Origin of the sequence: Flavobacterium saliperosum (assembly GCF_900100625.1) — a bacterium.
GTDB classification, from domain to species: domain Bacteria; phylum Bacteroidota; class Bacteroidia; order Flavobacteriales; family Flavobacteriaceae; genus Flavobacterium; species Flavobacterium saliperosum.
The window spans coordinates 145,745-161,408 of sequence record NZ_FMTY01000004.1 but is presented as its reverse complement, the minus strand read 5'-3'; the positions used below and the strand labels follow the sequence as shown (position 1 = coordinate 161,408).

Genomic DNA, 15,664 nt, shown 5'->3' with positions numbered 1-15,664 from the left:
CACAAGGATTTTGCCATCAGCTTGTGGTGCTATGATTCCAACACCATTATTAAACCCTGTTCCGGTATTAAAAGTAGTGTCTTTAGTGCCATCGGTATTTAAACGAATGATGTAATTTTCTGTAACATCATTATATGTCGTAAAATAGCCCCCCACAAGGATTTTACCATCAGCTTGTAGCGCAATGGTTAAAACAGCACTATTAAACCCTGTTCCAGTATTAAAAGTAGTGTCTTTAGTGCCATCGGCATTTAAACGAATGATTCTGTTTTCAGTAATACCTTTATATGTTGTAAAATATCCACCTGCAAGGATTTTGCCATCAGCTTGTGTTGCTATGGTTTCAACACTATAATTAAACCCGGGAAAAGCTCCAAAATTTTGAGCAACATCCCCTGGAGTTTGCCCATAAATAATTATAGAACAATACAAACATAAAAGGAGTAAAATTTTTTTCATGAAAAAGTCTTAGAATTTATTTAACAAATTTATTATATTAGGAAACACTAAAATATAGCTACAAGTAGTGATTTTTAACCAATTAAAAGCCTATGAGGAATTTAAATTATGATGACATTATAGAAGCTTGGGGACAGATTGCACGTTTTCAAGACAAGGAAATGGAGCTAAGTTTCAAATTAAAAATCCAAAAAAGAATATTGGATATTTTTCAGGTGGGCGACTATTACTACTACATTTTTAATCCTGCCAGCGTGCAGTTTGAATTTGTTAGTGTAAATGTTAAAAAAATATTTAAGCTTGAAGACTATACTGATTTTACGGTGCAATATGTATTTGAGAATATGCATCCAGATGACAAGGCAAGGTTTATCGCCTATGAACAAAAAGTAACTGAGTTTTTTAATGATTTACCACCCGATAAAACCTTAAAATATAAAGTTAGTTACGATTTTCGATTGCGAAATAGAGAAGGAGAATACGAATGGGTTTTACATCAGGCCACTGCTATACAAAGCGATGATACTGGCGCCGTATTTCGCGCATTAGGAATTCATACGCTCATCTCTCACATAAAAACAAGCGATAAGCCTGCTGGTTTATCGTTTATTGGTTTAGAAGGAGAACCTTCTTTTTACAATGTTGAAGTCGATCCGTTTTATTCTGCTTCCATTGAGATTTTAACAGCTCGTGAAAAAGAAATTCTAAAATTAATCGTAGACAGTAAAACCAGTGCAGAGATAGCTTTGCAATTGCACATTAGTAAGCATACTGTGAATAGTCATCGAAAAAATATTCTCAGAAAATCTAACTGTAAAACCAATAATGAGCTTATTGTAAAGGCATTTACAGATGGGTTACTTTAGTCTTTGTTTTTTATCATCAATCTCTTATAAATGAAAAATGCTTTAATCTTACCGCTCAGAAATGCTGCCCATAATAATAGCGTAAAATTACTTTGTCAATCCGCTTCGCTGGGGTGCATTTTGCGTCGAGGAAGTAAGGTAAAAAAGCTACAGTTTTTTAGTGATTCAATCCAATCTTTCTGAATCTGATTTCGTACTATCAGATTAAATCAGTGTAAATGCTAAACTAATCGGAAAAACGGTTTTTGTCTTGTTTCTGAAGAATTTATTGCCCTGTTCTTTCTTTAAACTGTGTTTGAAGTTTTGATAAAGGCTTTGATTGGTGCTTTTCAATGCCATTATGGTGTAACAAAAAAATCATTTTGAAAATAATGTTACGCTTTTGGTAACAAAATTTTCAGTTTAAAAAAAATGTCACAGTTTTTGTAACACTATTTTTAAACGAAAAAAAATGTTACACATGAAAAAAGAAGCTACCATAAAAAGTCTGATTGGCTTAACTCAAGAAGAAACGGCCATGTTGTTGGGTATAACGCGAATTCACTGGACCATGTTTAATACCGGACGGCGCGATATTCCGCAGATGGCAAGCGAACGTTTGGCTGCTGTAGTGAATCATCTGAAAAAAAACGGCACGGTTTCCGGTATAGGTGCGAAACAGGAAGCCATCGAAAAAGAGCAAGTGCATGAATGGCTAAAAGAGGAATATAAAACCGTTGAATATAAGTTGCGCTACCTCGAACGAAAAATCCAAACGTCTTTGTACATCCGAAAAGAGTGTAATGCTGCTTTGGCTATAGCAGAGTATTTAAAGAAACAGGATGATAACGAATTCTTGCGAAACTTATCACAAAGTATTTCAAAAAGGGCGTGTACTACTTTAAATAAGCATAGCTTAAAACGTTTGGCGCAATTAGAGTTAAAAAAAGAAACCCTCGAAATGTTAAAATTTAAAATGGAAGCAAAATTAAAAGTGTAAGAATAATTGTTGATTTTCAAATACATAATTAATTTTAAAAACAAATCATTTTCTTACAAAATGTTAAAATCACAATCAGGGCTTATTTATGCGATTTTTTTGGCATTGCATTTGAAAGCTGTAAGAGTAATATTAACTTTTAAATTTTATAAATTATGTATTCATTAAACAAAATTACCACGGTAGCCGATTGCGATGTTTTATTAACATGGGCAGAAAAAGAAAAATCAGACTTAACGTTTAAACAATTGTCGGTAGAACGCCTTACCGTAAATTACAGCAGTACCTCAGTAGAGATTGATGCGGTTTTACAAGGCGTGATTGCTGAAATTGATGCTACCGAAACCGTTCTTGCCGCTTTGCCGGAAGGCCCAACCAAAGAAGATTTGGAGAAAAAGTTAACCCGATTGGAGTACAAGAAATTCTTGTTGGAAAACCGAAAGGAAAGTTATGGCTCGGTTGCCTTATTGGAAAAAGAGTTGGATTTGGAACGCATCAACAAAGAGCTGGATGAAGTTGAGGTTTTTATAGCTGATGTAAATGCCCGAAAAGTAATATTGCAGGCGGCATAACAAGAAAAGGAGTCTTTTCAGACTCCTTTTTGTTGTTTTAAAATAAAAATCCCGAACTCAGTTCGGGATTTTTTTATGTGGTGGCTAAATGCATTTCATTAATGTGTTCTTCAATCGCATCCCATAAACCGATGCGTTTTTCCAAAGCCTGAATCGAAATGGCTTCCACTTCTTTCCATTTTTGGTTGTCTTCTCCGCACAGTTCGGTAATCATCTGCATCGCCATTGGGCCGTGATCGTCGGCATCCAATTCAATGTGTCGTTCGAAATAGTAAATCAGTTGCGATAAATCGGTTTCCGGGAAATTAATCTGGAAGTTTTTCAGGATTTCCGAAAACATATCCGGAATCAGGTCTTCTCTTCCGAAGGTGAATGCTGCTGCAATTTCGTGTGCTTTTCCGTGTTCGATTACCTCGAACGTGAAATTCAGGAATTCTTTAATTTTCGGGTGTAAATCACTGATTTTTATCGATACAAAAATATTCTGCATCGAGATAACGCTTTCCAGAAAGGTTTCAATGTTTGTGGTATTGGCGCCACTGGATTTCATCGCCTCCAGATACATTTCGAAATGGCTCAGTCGTTTTCCGTCTAAGGTAAGATCGGATTCTTCGGCTAAAACGATTTCGTTAATCAGATACCGCATTTCCGGATTGGGTGATGCGAACCAAGGCGTTGTTGTACAGGTTAACTTTTGCTGCAGTGCTTTTAGGAGCGACATGAAATCCCAAACGGCATACACATGTCCTTCCATGAAATGACGCAAATCATCAACAGTCTGAATTTGTTTGTACAGCGAGTGATGTAATAAAAGTTCCCTTTGAGGCTGAATACTTTTATTGATAGTATGAATATTCATAGCAATAGTAGTTTGTGATACAAATGTAAAAAAGCTTCCCGTTTTAGAGAAGCTTTTAACATTGAATTTATCAATAAGGATATTGAAATCTATTATTTGAATGCCGGGAAACCGGTAACATCCATACCTGTGATTAGCAAGTGAATATCGTGTGTTCCTTCATAAGTAACCACCGACTCCAAGTTCATCATGTGACGCATGATGGAATATTCTCCGGTAATTCCCATTCCGCCTAACATTTGGCGGGCATCACGAGCGATGGTTAATGCCATGTCCACATTGTTTCTTTTTGCCATGGAAATCTGAGCTGTAGTAGCTCTTCCTTCGTTTCTTAAAACGCCCAATCTCCAAGTCAACAATTGTGCTTTGGTGATTTCGGTAATCATTTCGGCTAATTTCTTTTGTTGCAATTGTGTAGCTCCAATCGGTTTGTCGAATTGGATTCTTTCCTGAGAATATCTCAAAGCAGTATCGTAACAGTCCATTGCGGCACCGATAGCACCCCAGGCAATTCCGTAACGTGCGGAGTCCAAACATCCAAGTGGTGCGCCCAAACCGGATTTGTTCGGTAATAGGTTTTCTTTCGGCACTTTTACGTTGTCAAAAATCAATTCTCCGGTCGCTGAAGCTCTTAACGACCATTTGTTGTGTGTTTCAGGAGTGGTAAAACCTTCCATGCCTCTCTCTACGATCAGACCGTGAATTCTTCCGGATTCATCTTTCGCCCACACTACTGCGATATCCGCAAACGGAGCATTCGAAATCCACATTTTGGCACCGTTTAACAAATAATGGTCGCCCATGTCTTTGAAGTTGGTTACCATCCCGCCCGGGTTGGAACCATAATCCGGTTCCGTTAATCCGAAACATCCGATGAATTCTCCGGTAGCCAGTTTCGGTAAATATTTCATGCGTTGTTCTTCGTTTCCGTATTTCCAGATCGGATACATCACCAAAGAAGATTGTACGGATGAGGTGGAACGAACACCGGAATCTCCGCGCTCAATTTCCTGCATGATCAATCCGTAAGAGATTTGATCCAAACCTGCACCTCCGTATTCAACCGGGATATAAGGTCCAAAACCACCGATTTCCGCCAAACCTTTTACGATTTGTTTTGGGAATTCCGCTTTTTGAGCATATTCTTCAATAATGGGAGACACTTCTTTTTTTACCCAGGCACGAGCTGAGTCACGTACTAATTTATGTTCTTCCGTTAGTAAATCGTCTAACAGATAATAATCAGGAGCTTGAAATAAATCTGGTTTCATTTTGAATAAAAATTTTTGGTTCACAAAAGTACGCAAAGATATTTAACTATTCAATTTGTGATAGTTATAATTTTTGATAAAAGAGAAGAGGCTTAAAAGGTTTAACGAAGATTACATTTTCAGATAAAAATCCTTTGTGAGTTCAATGTATTCCGGAGTGTACTGATGACGTGCGGTTTCAATAACCAATTCGTCAACTAACGGCGTTTGTTCAACGCGACTGAAGGCCAGTAAACTGCGTTTGATTTCCGAAGTGGGTGTGCCTTTTACCCGGGTGATTTTTAAGGGGAACAGGTCTCTTTCGGCACAAAGTCCTAGGAGCTTTTCTTCTTCTTTATAGGGGATGATTATGGAAAAAATACCGTGGTCGGATAAGAAAAAATCAGCCGCTTCCACCAATTCTTCGAAGGGAAGGGAGTCTTCAAAGCGGGCAGCATCGCGCTGTTCGTTATCGGATTTGTAATTTTCGGTATAGAAGGGAGGGTTGGAAACAATCAGGTCGAATTCTTCCTCTACTTCGTCAACAAATTCATCCAATCCGGCATGATAACAATACAAACGGTCGTTCCAGGGCGAATTTTCGAAGTTTTCGGTGGCTTGTTCGTAAGCGTCATCGTCAATTTCAATAGCGTCAATCTTCCCGACAGTTATCGGGACGGCTTGGCTGCGTTGCGCTAACATCAAAGCGATAACTCCGGTTCCGGTGCCAATATCCAAAATGTTGTAAGGGTTGTTAATCAAGGGGGTCCAGGCACCAAGTAAAACGCCGTCGGTACCCACTTTCATGGCGCAGCGGTCTTGTGCAATGGAAAATTGTTTGAATTGAAACATTTTTGGGTTATTAGACTTTTAGATTGTTGGATTGTTAGATTGTTGGATTATTGGATTGTTAGATTTTTAGTTTTAAAGGAAAATATCCAAAAATCTAAGAGCATAGCGTGTCTAAGAATCTAAAGCGCAGCGTATCTAGAAATCTATAAGTACAAATCCACCAAACCTTCCGGAGTATCCAGAACAACTTTTTTGTTGGCTCGGTCTACCTGTACGATGAAAGCGTCAATCATCGGAATAAGGATTTCCGTATTGTCTTTTAGGATTTCGAAAAGTGGTTGTGCGCTGGAATCGTTAATGGAAACAATTTTCCCGATATTCCCCAAACGTACGTCTTCCACATCAAAACCAATCACTTCATGGAAATAGAATTTGTTGCCTTCCAGTTTCGGCAACGTGCTTAACGGAAGATAGACTTCACAGTTAATTAAGCGGTCGGCATCTTCTTCACTGTCCACTTCTTCAAATTTTACTCGGAGGAAGTCGCCTTTGTGAAGTGCCCCTTTTTCAATAAAAAATGGAATCAGATTTTTGTTGAATTCAACAAAAACTGATTCCAGATTTTCATACATTTCAGGTTCGTCCGTATCCAGATAGATAAGAACTTCCCCTTTGAAACTAAACTTTTTAGCGATTTTACCTAAATAGAAACATTCGTCTTTACGCATGGAATCGCTATAAAATTATGCTTGAGTTTCTTCGTTGTTTTCTTCAGCAGCCGGAGCTTCTTCAGTTGCAGCTTCTGCTACTTCTTCCGTAACTTCTTCTGCAGCTTCTTCAACTTTAGCAGCTTCTGCCTGTGCAGCAATACGTTTTTCGTTCGCTTCTTTTTCTGCTTTTAAAGCTTTCGCTTTAGCATCTGCTTCTGCTTTCGATAAACCTGCTTTTTTAGCATCCACTTTTCCAGCTTTAGACTCTAACCAAGCTGCTAATTTAGCATCCGCTTGCTCCTGAGTTAAAGCGCCTTTACGAACACCTCCGTCTAGGTGGTGTTTTAATAAAGCACCTTTGTAAGAAAGAATAGCTCTTGCAGTGTCAGTTGGCTGAGCACCGTTGTGTAACCATTGTACCGCGCTATCAAGGTTTAAGTCGATAGTTGCAGGGTTAGTGTTTGGATTGTAAGTTCCGATTTTCTCTAAGAATCTACCATCTCTTTTCGCGCGAGCATCTGCTGCTACGATCCAGTAAAAAGGTTTCCCTTTTTTACCATGTCTTTGTAATCTAATTTTTACTGACATAAATCTTGTGATTAATTTGAGGTTCTCGACCTCGGTTATTTAAGGGTGCAAAGATATAAAACTTTGGGATACAAAATAATTTTCTTTCGTTTTTTTAGCAGGCATAGTGATTTGATTTCGTGGTCTTTAAAATATTCAAAAGAAAAAAACTTGTACATTATTAATTAAAAGTTATTTTTGTGAGTATTATATCCAAATAACAATTCCGTCAAAATGAAAAAAATAGTTTCGTTATTCTTATTAGTAGCTGCTTTCGCGTCTTGTGGGGAAGAAGTTAAATTCAACAACCCGGCTTTTCAGGCCAATAAAAACGGCAACATCTGGAAAGCAAATGACATGTATGCTTTTGCAGATGCAGGAGGGCTTACGATTATTGGTGCGGTAGGTACGGATATGGTTGAGTTGCATACCACTTCGGCAAATAACGGAACGTATGTTTTAACCGGAACTTCAGCAAGTTATGCCATCTACGATTCTGTTGACGGTGCCGGCGCAAGCTATGAATCGGTATCGGGAGAAATAAAAATAACATCCGGTGTGGATGGAACGGTTACCGGTAAATTCCATTTTGTTGCAGAAGACGGAGCGGGTAACGAAGTGATTTTCACAGAGGGTACTTTTTATAAAGTTCCCAGATAAAACAAGCTAAAATACTGATTAATAACCACTTCGAAAGGAGTGGTTTTTTGTTATAATCAAAATTATTTAAAAAGAAAACCTTAATAGTGAGTGATTTACAAAATTAATAGCCTACCTTTACCAAAATTATTTAAATAATATATATGAACATTTTTGTAGGAAGTCTTCCGTTCTCAATTGACGAAGCAGATTTAAGAGATTCTTTTGGGGTATACGGAGAGGTAACTTCAGTTAAAATTATTACTGACAAATTTACTGGAAGAAGTAAAGGATTCGGTTTTGTTGAAATGGAAAACGAAGCTGACGCTCAGAAAGCTATCGAAGAATTAAACGGTGCTACTGTAGGTGGTCGTGCTATCGTGGTTAACAAATCAGAGCCGAAACCGGAAGGTGAAAGAAGAAGCTTCAATAACAACCGTCCTGCGGGAGGTGGTTACGGTGGTGGAAACAATCGTGGTGGAAACAGCGGTGGCGGAAGCTACGGTGGTGGAAACAGAGGAGGAAGATACTAGTCTTTTTTTTAGATAAATAACAGAAGCCGTCTCGTATGAGATGGCTTTTTTTGTGTTTTTATTTTTTTGGAGCGAACGGCTCGGGTATTTTTTGCAATCCGTTTTCCCGTCTTCGCCTTTAGTCTTCCACTGCGTTCCTGAGCTACCGGCTCTCCCGATTGCTATCGGGACGGGGCTAAGAGGTTATCGTTTTGTACTTTTGTTGATAACTAAAATTGATTTCTATTCTCTGAAAATGTACTTTTGAACAATTGCTTTTTTATAAAAGTGATAACAGTAAAACCTTCATTTTAAGATATGTATCTAATTTTCGATACCGAAACCACAGGCTTACCACGCAGTTGGTCAGCACCCATTACCGATACCGATAACTGGCCACGCTGTATCCAGATCGCCTGGCAGTTGCACGACGAAATGGGGAACCTTATCGAACATCAGGACTATCTGGTCAAACCGGAAGGGTTCAATATTCCCTACGATGCCGAACGCATCCACGGTATCTCCACCGAACTGGCCATGGAACAAGGGGTTCCGCTATTGGAAGTGCTTGAGAAATTCAACATCGCGCTTTCCAAAACCAAATTCATTGTCGGTCAGAATGTAGGTTTCGACGTCAACATCATGGGCTGCGAATTCCACCGAATGAACGTGGGTTCCGATATGGTGAAAATGCCGGTTTTGGACACCTGTACCGAAGTGACCGCCGATTTGTTGAAATTGCCCGGAGGTAGAGGCGGCCGATTCAAATTACCCACGCTAACCGAATTGCACCAATACCTTTTCGGAACACCTTTCGGCGAAGCGCACAACGCTACTGCCGACGTGGAAGCTACCACAAGATGTTTCCTCGAATTAATCAAACGCGAGGTTTTCACCAAAGAAGAACTCGACGTTACCGAAGATTATTTCCGCAATTTCCGCGAAAACAATCCACAGGAAATCCAACTCATCGGGTTAAAACATATCAATCTGAAATCGGCTTCCGAAGAAATTCGAAAGCGATTCCAGCAAATTCAGAAAGAAGAAGTTGTAACCCCGATATCCGAAGAACATCAACAGGATTTAAAGGAGACCACCTTCGTACACCTGCACAACCACACCCAGTTTTCGGTATTGCAATCCACTATTTCGATTGCGAAACTGGTGGCGGCAGCAGCCCAAAACAAGATGCCGGCCGTTGCGATGACGGATTACGCCAATTTAATGGGCGCTTTCCATTTCGTACGCGATGTGCTGAATCACAACAAGGCAGCGGCAGCCAAAAATGCGGCCGCCCTGGAAAACGGCGAACTACCCACCGAAGTCGAAATGAAACCAATTGTGGGTTGTGAGTTTTTTGTTTGTGAAGACCATAAAGACAAAACTAAAAAGGACAACGGCTATCAGGTGGTTTTCCTGGCTAAAAATAAAAACGGCTACCATAATTTGGCCAAAATGTCGTCGATTGCCTATACGGACGGATTTTATTACGTGCCGCGAATCGACAGAAAAGTCATTGAACAATACAAAGAAGACATCATCGTTTTATCGGGAAATTTATACGGAGAAATTCCGAATAAAATTTTAAATATCGGTGAAAATCAGGCCGAAGAAGCACTGCTTTGGTGGCATTCGCAATTTGGTTCCGATTTCTATATCGAACTCATGCGCCACAATCAGGAAGACGAAAACCGCGTGAACCAAACGCTGATTTCCTTTGCCCGAAAACACAATATCAAACTGATTGCCACCAACAATACGTTCTACATTTCGAAAGAAGATGCCAATGCACACGATATTTTGTTGTGCGTGAAAGACGGGGAAAAACAGGCAACACCTATCGGTCGCGGTCGTGGCTATCGTTTCGGATTGCCCAATCAGGAATACTATTTCAAATCGGATGCCGAAATGAAAAAAGCATTCTCCGATTTGCCGGAAGCCATCATCAATACGCAGGAAATCGTTGATAAGGTTGAAATCTATTCGCTGTACAGAGACGTATTGCTTCCGAAATTTGAAATTCCCGACGAGTTTTTAGTCGAAGAAGACAAAGCCGATGAAGGCAAACGCGGGGAAAACAAATATTTGCGTTATCTGACATACGAAGGGGCCAAAAGACGTTACAAAGAAATCACTGAAGAGATAAAGGAACGCATCGATTTCGAATTGATGACCATTGAGAATTCCGGATATCCCGGCTATTTCCTAATCGTACAGGATTTCATTGCCGAAGCCCGAAAAATGGACGTTTCCGTTGGGCCCGGTCGTGGTTCGGCGGCAGGTTCGGTGGTGGCGTACTGTTTGGGTATCACCAACATCGATCCGTTGATGTACAACCTCCTTTTTGAGCGTTTCCTGAATCCGGATCGTGTGTCGTTACCCGATATCGATATCGATTTTGATGACGAAGGCCGAAGCCGCGTAATGGATTATGTAATCCAGAAATACGGTTCCAAACAGGTGGCGCAAATCATCACCTACGGTACCATGGCGGCGAAATCAGCGATTCGTGATACCGCAAGGGTGTTGGACTTGCCGCTTTTTGAAGCCGATAAAATTGCAAAACTCTTGCCGGGAATGTTGCCGTCCAAATGGAATCTGGCGCGTTTCATGAAAGGCGATGAAGCCGAAATCAGAAAGGTATTGCGCCCGGAAGATTTCGACCGCATGAAAGAACTGATTGAACTTTCCAAAGAAGCCGATTTGAGTGGGGAAACCATTCAGCAGGCGCAAATTCTGGAAGGGAATTTAAGAAATACCGGTATTCACGCGTGTGGGGTGATTATTACGCCAAGCGACATTACGAATTTCGTACCCGTAACCACTGCAAAGGATTCCGATTTATATGTGACCCAATTTGACAACTCCGTAGCCGAAAGTGCCGGGTTGTTGAAAATGGACTTCCTGGGTCTGAAGACCCTGACGCTGATTAAGGATACCGTAAAACTGATAAAATACCGCACCGGAAAAGTCCTCAATCCGGATGAATTTCCGATTGATGACGTTAAGACATTCGAGTTGTTCCAAAGAGGGGAAACCGTCGGGATTTTCCAGTACGAGAGTGCCGGAATGCAGAAATACATGAAGGAACTGAAGCCTACGGTTTTCAATGACCTGATTGCGATGAATGCGTTATACCGTCCGGGACCGATTGCGTACATCCCGAGTTTCATTAAGCGGAAGAACGGCGAAGAACCGATTGAATACGATCTGGAAGCCTGTGAAGAATTACTGAAAGATACCTACGGAATTACGGTATATCAGGAACAGGTGATGCTTTTGTCGCAAAAACTGGCCGACTTCTCGAAAGGGGATGCCGACGTATTGCGTAAGGCGATGGGAAAAAAGCAGCGTGACGTTCTTGATAAAATGAAACCTAAATTCGTGAGTCAGGCAGCGGCGAAAGGCCATTCGGAAGAAAAGTTAGAAAAAATCTGGAAAGACTGGGAAGCGTTCGCGGAATATGCGTTCAACAAATCCCACTCGACCTGTTATGCCTGGATTGCTTATCAAACCGCTTATTTAAAAGCCAACTATCCGGCGGAATACATGGCGGCGGTACTTTCCAATAATATGAACGACATCAAACAGGTTTCGTTCTTTATGGAAGAGTGTAAGCGTATGGGCTTGGCGGTTTTAGGTCCGGATGTGAATGAATCCTTCTATAAATTTACGGTAAACGAAGAGTACGCCGTGCGTTTCGGAATGGGCGCGATTAAAGGAGTGGGAGAAGGTGCCGTGCGAACCATTGTGGAAGGCCGTAAAGACGGAAAATACAAATCCATTTTCGATTTGGCGAAGCGAATCGATTTGCGTGCGGCCAACAAAAAAGCCTTTGAAAACTTAGCGTTAGCCGGAGGGTTCGATTGTTTCACCAACACGCACCGGGCACAGTATTTTCATACCGATGGCGATAACAGTACGTTCCTTGAAAAAGCGATGCGTTACGGATCCAAGTTTCAGGAGAATGAGAATTCCTCGCAGGTGAGTTTGTTTGGCGATGCGTCGGAAGTACAGATTCCGGAACCGGTAGTGCCGCCTTGCGAAGAGTGGAACACGATGCAGAAACTCGCGCAGGAAAAAGAGGTGGTGGGGATTTACATTTCCGGCCATCCGTTGGACGATTATAAATTTGAAATGAAATATTTCTGCAGTACGCGACTTGAAGCCTTAAAGGATTTGGCGCCGCATGTTGGAAAAAGCATCGCTGTGGGCGGAATCGTAACCAATGTGCAACACCGCACCGCGAAGAATGGTAAAGGTTGGGCGACTTTTGTACTGGAAGGGTATGACGAGAGTTATGAGTTCCGCATCTTTGATGAGGAATACCTGAAATACCGCCATTTCCTTGGGCAGAATCATTTCGTGTACATAAAACTGAGTGTGAAGGAAGGCTGGACAAATAAGGAAACGGGTAAAAAATCCGATCCGCGGCTTCAGTTTTTGCAGGTGATCATGTTGCAGGATGTTTTAGCCACGTTTGCTAAAAAACTGATTCTTCAATTTTCGATTTTCGATTTACGTGAGCAACTGATTATGGAACTCAACGAACTTTTCAAGGCGAATCAAGGCGAAACAACCGTGACGTTTGAAGTGATGGAGTTGGAGAAAGTCAGAAAAGCGATTGAAATTCCCGTGGTAACGGAAGTGGAGGACGTTTCGGATACGGATGAAATTACCGAGGAGGTGGAAATCGAGATTCCGGAAGAAAAAGAAGAAATTAAGGTGGTGACCAAACTCAGCATGCCAAGCCGGAAACTCAAAATCGGGGTTTCGAATGCGATGTTGGCGGAGCTGGAACGGCTTCAGGTTAACTTCCGTTTGAATTAACAACCGAGGCCCTAGCCCTGATAGCAATGGAAATCCTTTTTGCATAGATGCTTCGACAAGCTCAGCATGACATTCTTGCAAAAAGATTGCAACGGATAGCAGGATTAGCTTCTGAAGAAAACAAATAAATAATATCAATTTAATCATAATCAAAACTGATTTCCAATAGGTAAACAATTCAAAATAATATCCTACTTTTGTCTAACAATTTAAAATATGAAATTATGGCTATAGCAATAACAGATGCGACTTTTGATGAAGTAGTATTAAAATCAGACAAACCGGTATTGGTGGATTTTTGGGCAGCTTGGTGCGGACCATGTCGTATGGTGGCTCCAATCATTGATCAGATCAGTGAAGAGTATGCCGGAAAAGCGGTAATCGGGAAAGTAGATGTAGATGCGAATCAGGAGTTTGCAGCGAAATACGGTGTTCGTAACATTCCAACGGTTTTGGTATTCCAAAACGGAGAAGTGGTAGGACGTCAGGTGGGAGTTGCTCCTAAAAATACGTATACTGAAGCCATCGACGCGTTATTATAATCGAAGGTAATAAACAATAAAAAAGGCTAACATTATTTTGTTAGCCTTTTTTTGTTGGTTTCAAAAACAGTTAAATCCTTATGTTTTATTTCACTTCCGGATTTTAAAAATTCCACCGCAGATTTGCAGATTATTTACAAAGATTTCGTTTTTAATCTGCGAATCTGCGGTTATTTTAGGTTTAAAGTGGATTGGCTACGAATTTTTCAGATTGATGATTTCCTGTTCGGTTAGGAATCTCCAATTGCCTCTCGGTAAATTCTTTTTGGTCAAACCGGCGAAAACCACACGGTCTACTCTTAAAACGTCGTATTTGAAATGCTCGAAAATGGAACGCACCACTTTTACGTTGGAGGTTTTCATTTTGATGCCGATTTCACTTTTCGGCTGGTCTTCGATATAGGATACTTCTTCCACGAAAACGCGGTGACCGTCGATGGTTAATCCGGCAGCGATTTTCTCCAAATCTTCGTATTTCAGGTTTTTATCCAAAGAAACCTGGTACACTTTGGACGAACGTTGGTTAGGAATCGTAAACTTACGGACCATATCGGTATCATTAGTGAACAACAACAAACCGGTAGTGGTTTTGTCCATTCTTCCCACGGCCTGTAATTTGGCTTTTGTGGCCCCGCGAACTAAATCCAAAACGTTATTGGAATTCAGGTCTTCGTCTTTGGAAGTCGTGAATCCTTTTGGTTTGTTTAGTAAAACGTATTCTTTTTTCTCCGGAGTGATTAAGCTTCCGTCGAAGTTTACCACGTCGTTCAGTTGCACTTTGTAGCCCATTTCGGTAACCACTTCACCGTTTACTTTTACGTTTCCGGATTGGATGTAAATATCCGCATCACGACGCGAGCAAACGCCTGAATTGGCAATGTATTTGTTCAGACGCATTTCGTCCGGGTTGGCAGGTTTTTTAGGTGCCTTAGGTTTTTTGTCAAAAGCAGGTTTTGCTTTTGGGAAACCGGTTTTACTGTCGTCTTTTTTGAAAGTAGCTTTGGCTGAAGTGTTTGGCTTCTTAGCTCCGCTGCCTGTTTTTTTAGACGAAGGCCCTTTTTTATTATTTCCTTTTCCGTTATTCATTTTCACTATAATTTTTGCAAAGATAGTGTTTAAAAGCATTCGTAGTTAGAAATCGGAAATCAGAAGTTATATCTTGAGTACTGTCCGACCGTTAATCAGTACCGTCGGGTCGATTAGAACGATACAGAAAACGCCTGCTACAATAAGTGATTTCAAGATATTGTGCAATAGAACGTACTCGTTATGGGTTTGTGATTTCCAGAGTTTTATAAGGAAAAAAACCAATACAATCAAACTGATGTAAAAGTAAATGTCCATGTAGCCCACGTCGTAGACATCGATTAAGATATAGACCGGAAGTACTGTTGCAATGGTTAAAGCCGTAATGAGTTGTTTTGATATTTTTTCGCCGAAACGCACCGGGATGGTTTGATAATCGTTTGCCACATCGCCTTTGATGTTTTCCAGGTCCTTAATCATTTCACGGATTAAAATCAGTAGGAGTAAAAAGGAAGCATGTGCAAAAATCACGTGATAGAAATTCTTGAAATACAATAAAATCCCAAAGAAAGGCAATACCGCTAACAGAGAAGCGGTTAGGTTTCCAATGATGGGATACTTTTTCAGCTTATGGGAATAGAACCAAATCAGGAAAATATATACGGCAAAAAACAAAGCGGCTCGCCAGGAAATGATGTACGCTAGGGCAGTCGCTAAAAAATTCAATCCGAAATAGACCTGAAGTTTTGTTTTCTGACTCACCAATCGGTCCAGCATGGATTTGTTTGGGCGGTTGATTAAATCCTTTTCGGAATCGTAAAAATTATTGATGATGTACCCGGAGGCAATCGTTAAGGTCGAAACGAAAACGATGATGAAAAGACGCCAATCGAGTATGACATCCAAGGCTCTTTTTTCGGGAGCTAAGATGAAAATCGAAGACAAATACTGCGCCAGGACAATTATGGGAATGTTGTACCCACGCACCACAGAAAACAAACTGAGGATTTTCATCAACAATAATTTTGTTTTTCGTGTGAGCATGAGTTGTGGTTGAAAGT

Annotated in this window: 15 protein-coding genes; 7 read left to right on the top strand and 8 right to left on the bottom strand. The window is 40.6% G+C overall.

The genetic code is table 11. The annotated features are described in order from the left end of the window. On the bottom strand, positions 1 to 459 hold a 459-nt coding region (locus BLQ05_RS09340), incomplete at its 3' end, for a delta-60 repeat domain-containing protein (protein ID WP_176756872.1). Between the two features lie 92 nt (positions 460 to 551). Between BLQ05_RS09340 and BLQ05_RS09335 the strand changes: the two genes are divergently transcribed. The 3 genes from BLQ05_RS09335 (at position 552) to BLQ05_RS09325 (ending at position 2,876) form a co-directional block, all read left to right on the top strand. Further along, positions 552 to 1,325 (top strand): LuxR C-terminal-related transcriptional regulator, encoded by a 774-nt coding sequence (locus tag BLQ05_RS09335; RefSeq protein ID WP_023576044.1) that lies wholly within the window; start codon positions 552 to 554, stop codon positions 1,323 to 1,325. Between the two features lie 460 nt (positions 1,326 to 1,785). Then, entirely contained in the window at positions 1,786 to 2,304 is a 519-nt protein-coding gene (locus BLQ05_RS09330) for a hypothetical protein (protein ID WP_074460120.1), read from the top strand. Positions 2,305 to 2,459: 155 nt separating this feature from the next. After that, positions 2,460 to 2,876, top strand: a complete 417-nt coding sequence (locus BLQ05_RS09325; protein ID WP_023576041.1) for a hypothetical protein — start codon at positions 2,460 to 2,462, stop codon at positions 2,874 to 2,876. Positions 2,877 to 2,949: 73 nt separating this feature from the next. Here BLQ05_RS09325 and BLQ05_RS09320 read toward each other — a convergent pair whose 3' ends face one another. From BLQ05_RS09320 to BLQ05_RS09300, 5 genes are all read right to left on the bottom strand, one after another. Beyond that, positions 2,950 to 3,735, bottom strand: a complete 786-nt coding sequence (locus tag BLQ05_RS09320) for a DUF3050 domain-containing protein (protein ID WP_023576040.1) — start codon at positions 3,733 to 3,735, stop codon at positions 2,950 to 2,952. 92 nt (positions 3,736 to 3,827) lie between these two features. Continuing rightward, positions 3,828 to 5,006 (bottom strand): acyl-CoA dehydrogenase family protein, encoded by a 1,179-nt coding sequence (locus tag BLQ05_RS09315; RefSeq protein WP_035654272.1) that lies wholly within the window; start codon positions 5,004 to 5,006, stop codon positions 3,828 to 3,830. Positions 5,007 to 5,117: 111 nt separating this feature from the next. Then, positions 5,118 to 5,837, bottom strand: a complete 720-nt coding sequence (locus BLQ05_RS09310; RefSeq protein ID WP_023576038.1) for a tRNA1(Val) (adenine(37)-N6)-methyltransferase — start codon at positions 5,835 to 5,837, stop codon at positions 5,118 to 5,120. A 143-nt stretch (positions 5,838 to 5,980) separates the two neighbouring features. After that, a complete protein-coding gene (rimM, locus tag BLQ05_RS09305) occupies positions 5,981 to 6,505 on the bottom strand; it encodes a ribosome maturation factor RimM (protein ID WP_023576037.1) in 525 nt (174 codons plus the stop codon). A 15-nt stretch (positions 6,506 to 6,520) separates the two neighbouring features. Next, positions 6,521 to 7,075, bottom strand: a complete 555-nt coding sequence (locus tag BLQ05_RS09300) for a 30S ribosomal protein S16 (RefSeq protein WP_023576036.1) — start codon at positions 7,073 to 7,075, stop codon at positions 6,521 to 6,523. 213 nt (positions 7,076 to 7,288) lie between these two features. Between BLQ05_RS09300 and BLQ05_RS09295 the strand changes: the two genes are divergently transcribed. The 4 genes from BLQ05_RS09295 (at position 7,289) to trxA (ending at position 13,577) form a co-directional block, all read left to right on the top strand. Further along, on the top strand, positions 7,289 to 7,714 hold the full coding sequence (locus BLQ05_RS09295) for a DUF6252 domain-containing protein (protein ID WP_023576034.1): 426 nt from the start codon (positions 7,289 to 7,291) through the stop codon (positions 7,712 to 7,714). A 143-nt stretch (positions 7,715 to 7,857) separates the two neighbouring features. After that, the gene (locus BLQ05_RS09290) at positions 7,858 to 8,226 is read left to right on the top strand and encodes an RNA recognition motif domain-containing protein (RefSeq protein WP_023576033.1); all 369 of its coding nucleotides are present in this window, start codon (positions 7,858 to 7,860) and stop codon (positions 8,224 to 8,226) included. 297 nt (positions 8,227 to 8,523) lie between these two features. Beyond that, positions 8,524 to 13,035: a DNA polymerase III subunit alpha gene (gene dnaE, locus BLQ05_RS09285; RefSeq protein WP_023576032.1), complete on the top strand. Its 4,512-nt coding sequence runs from the start codon at positions 8,524 to 8,526 to the stop codon at positions 13,033 to 13,035. Between the two features lie 224 nt (positions 13,036 to 13,259). Continuing rightward, positions 13,260 to 13,577 (top strand): thioredoxin, encoded by a 318-nt coding sequence (gene trxA / locus BLQ05_RS09280; protein WP_023576031.1) that lies wholly within the window; start codon positions 13,260 to 13,262, stop codon positions 13,575 to 13,577. Between the two features lie 195 nt (positions 13,578 to 13,772). Here trxA and BLQ05_RS09275 read toward each other — a convergent pair whose 3' ends face one another. Beyond that, positions 13,773 to 14,663, bottom strand: a complete 891-nt coding sequence (locus tag BLQ05_RS09275) for a pseudouridine synthase (protein ID WP_035654271.1) — start codon at positions 14,661 to 14,663, stop codon at positions 13,773 to 13,775. 66 nt (positions 14,664 to 14,729) lie between these two features. Further along, the gene (locus tag BLQ05_RS09270) at positions 14,730 to 15,647 is read right to left on the bottom strand and encodes a geranylgeranylglycerol-phosphate geranylgeranyltransferase (protein ID WP_035654270.1); all 918 of its coding nucleotides are present in this window, start codon (positions 15,645 to 15,647) and stop codon (positions 14,730 to 14,732) included. Between the last annotated feature and the right edge of the window lie 17 nt (positions 15,648 to 15,664).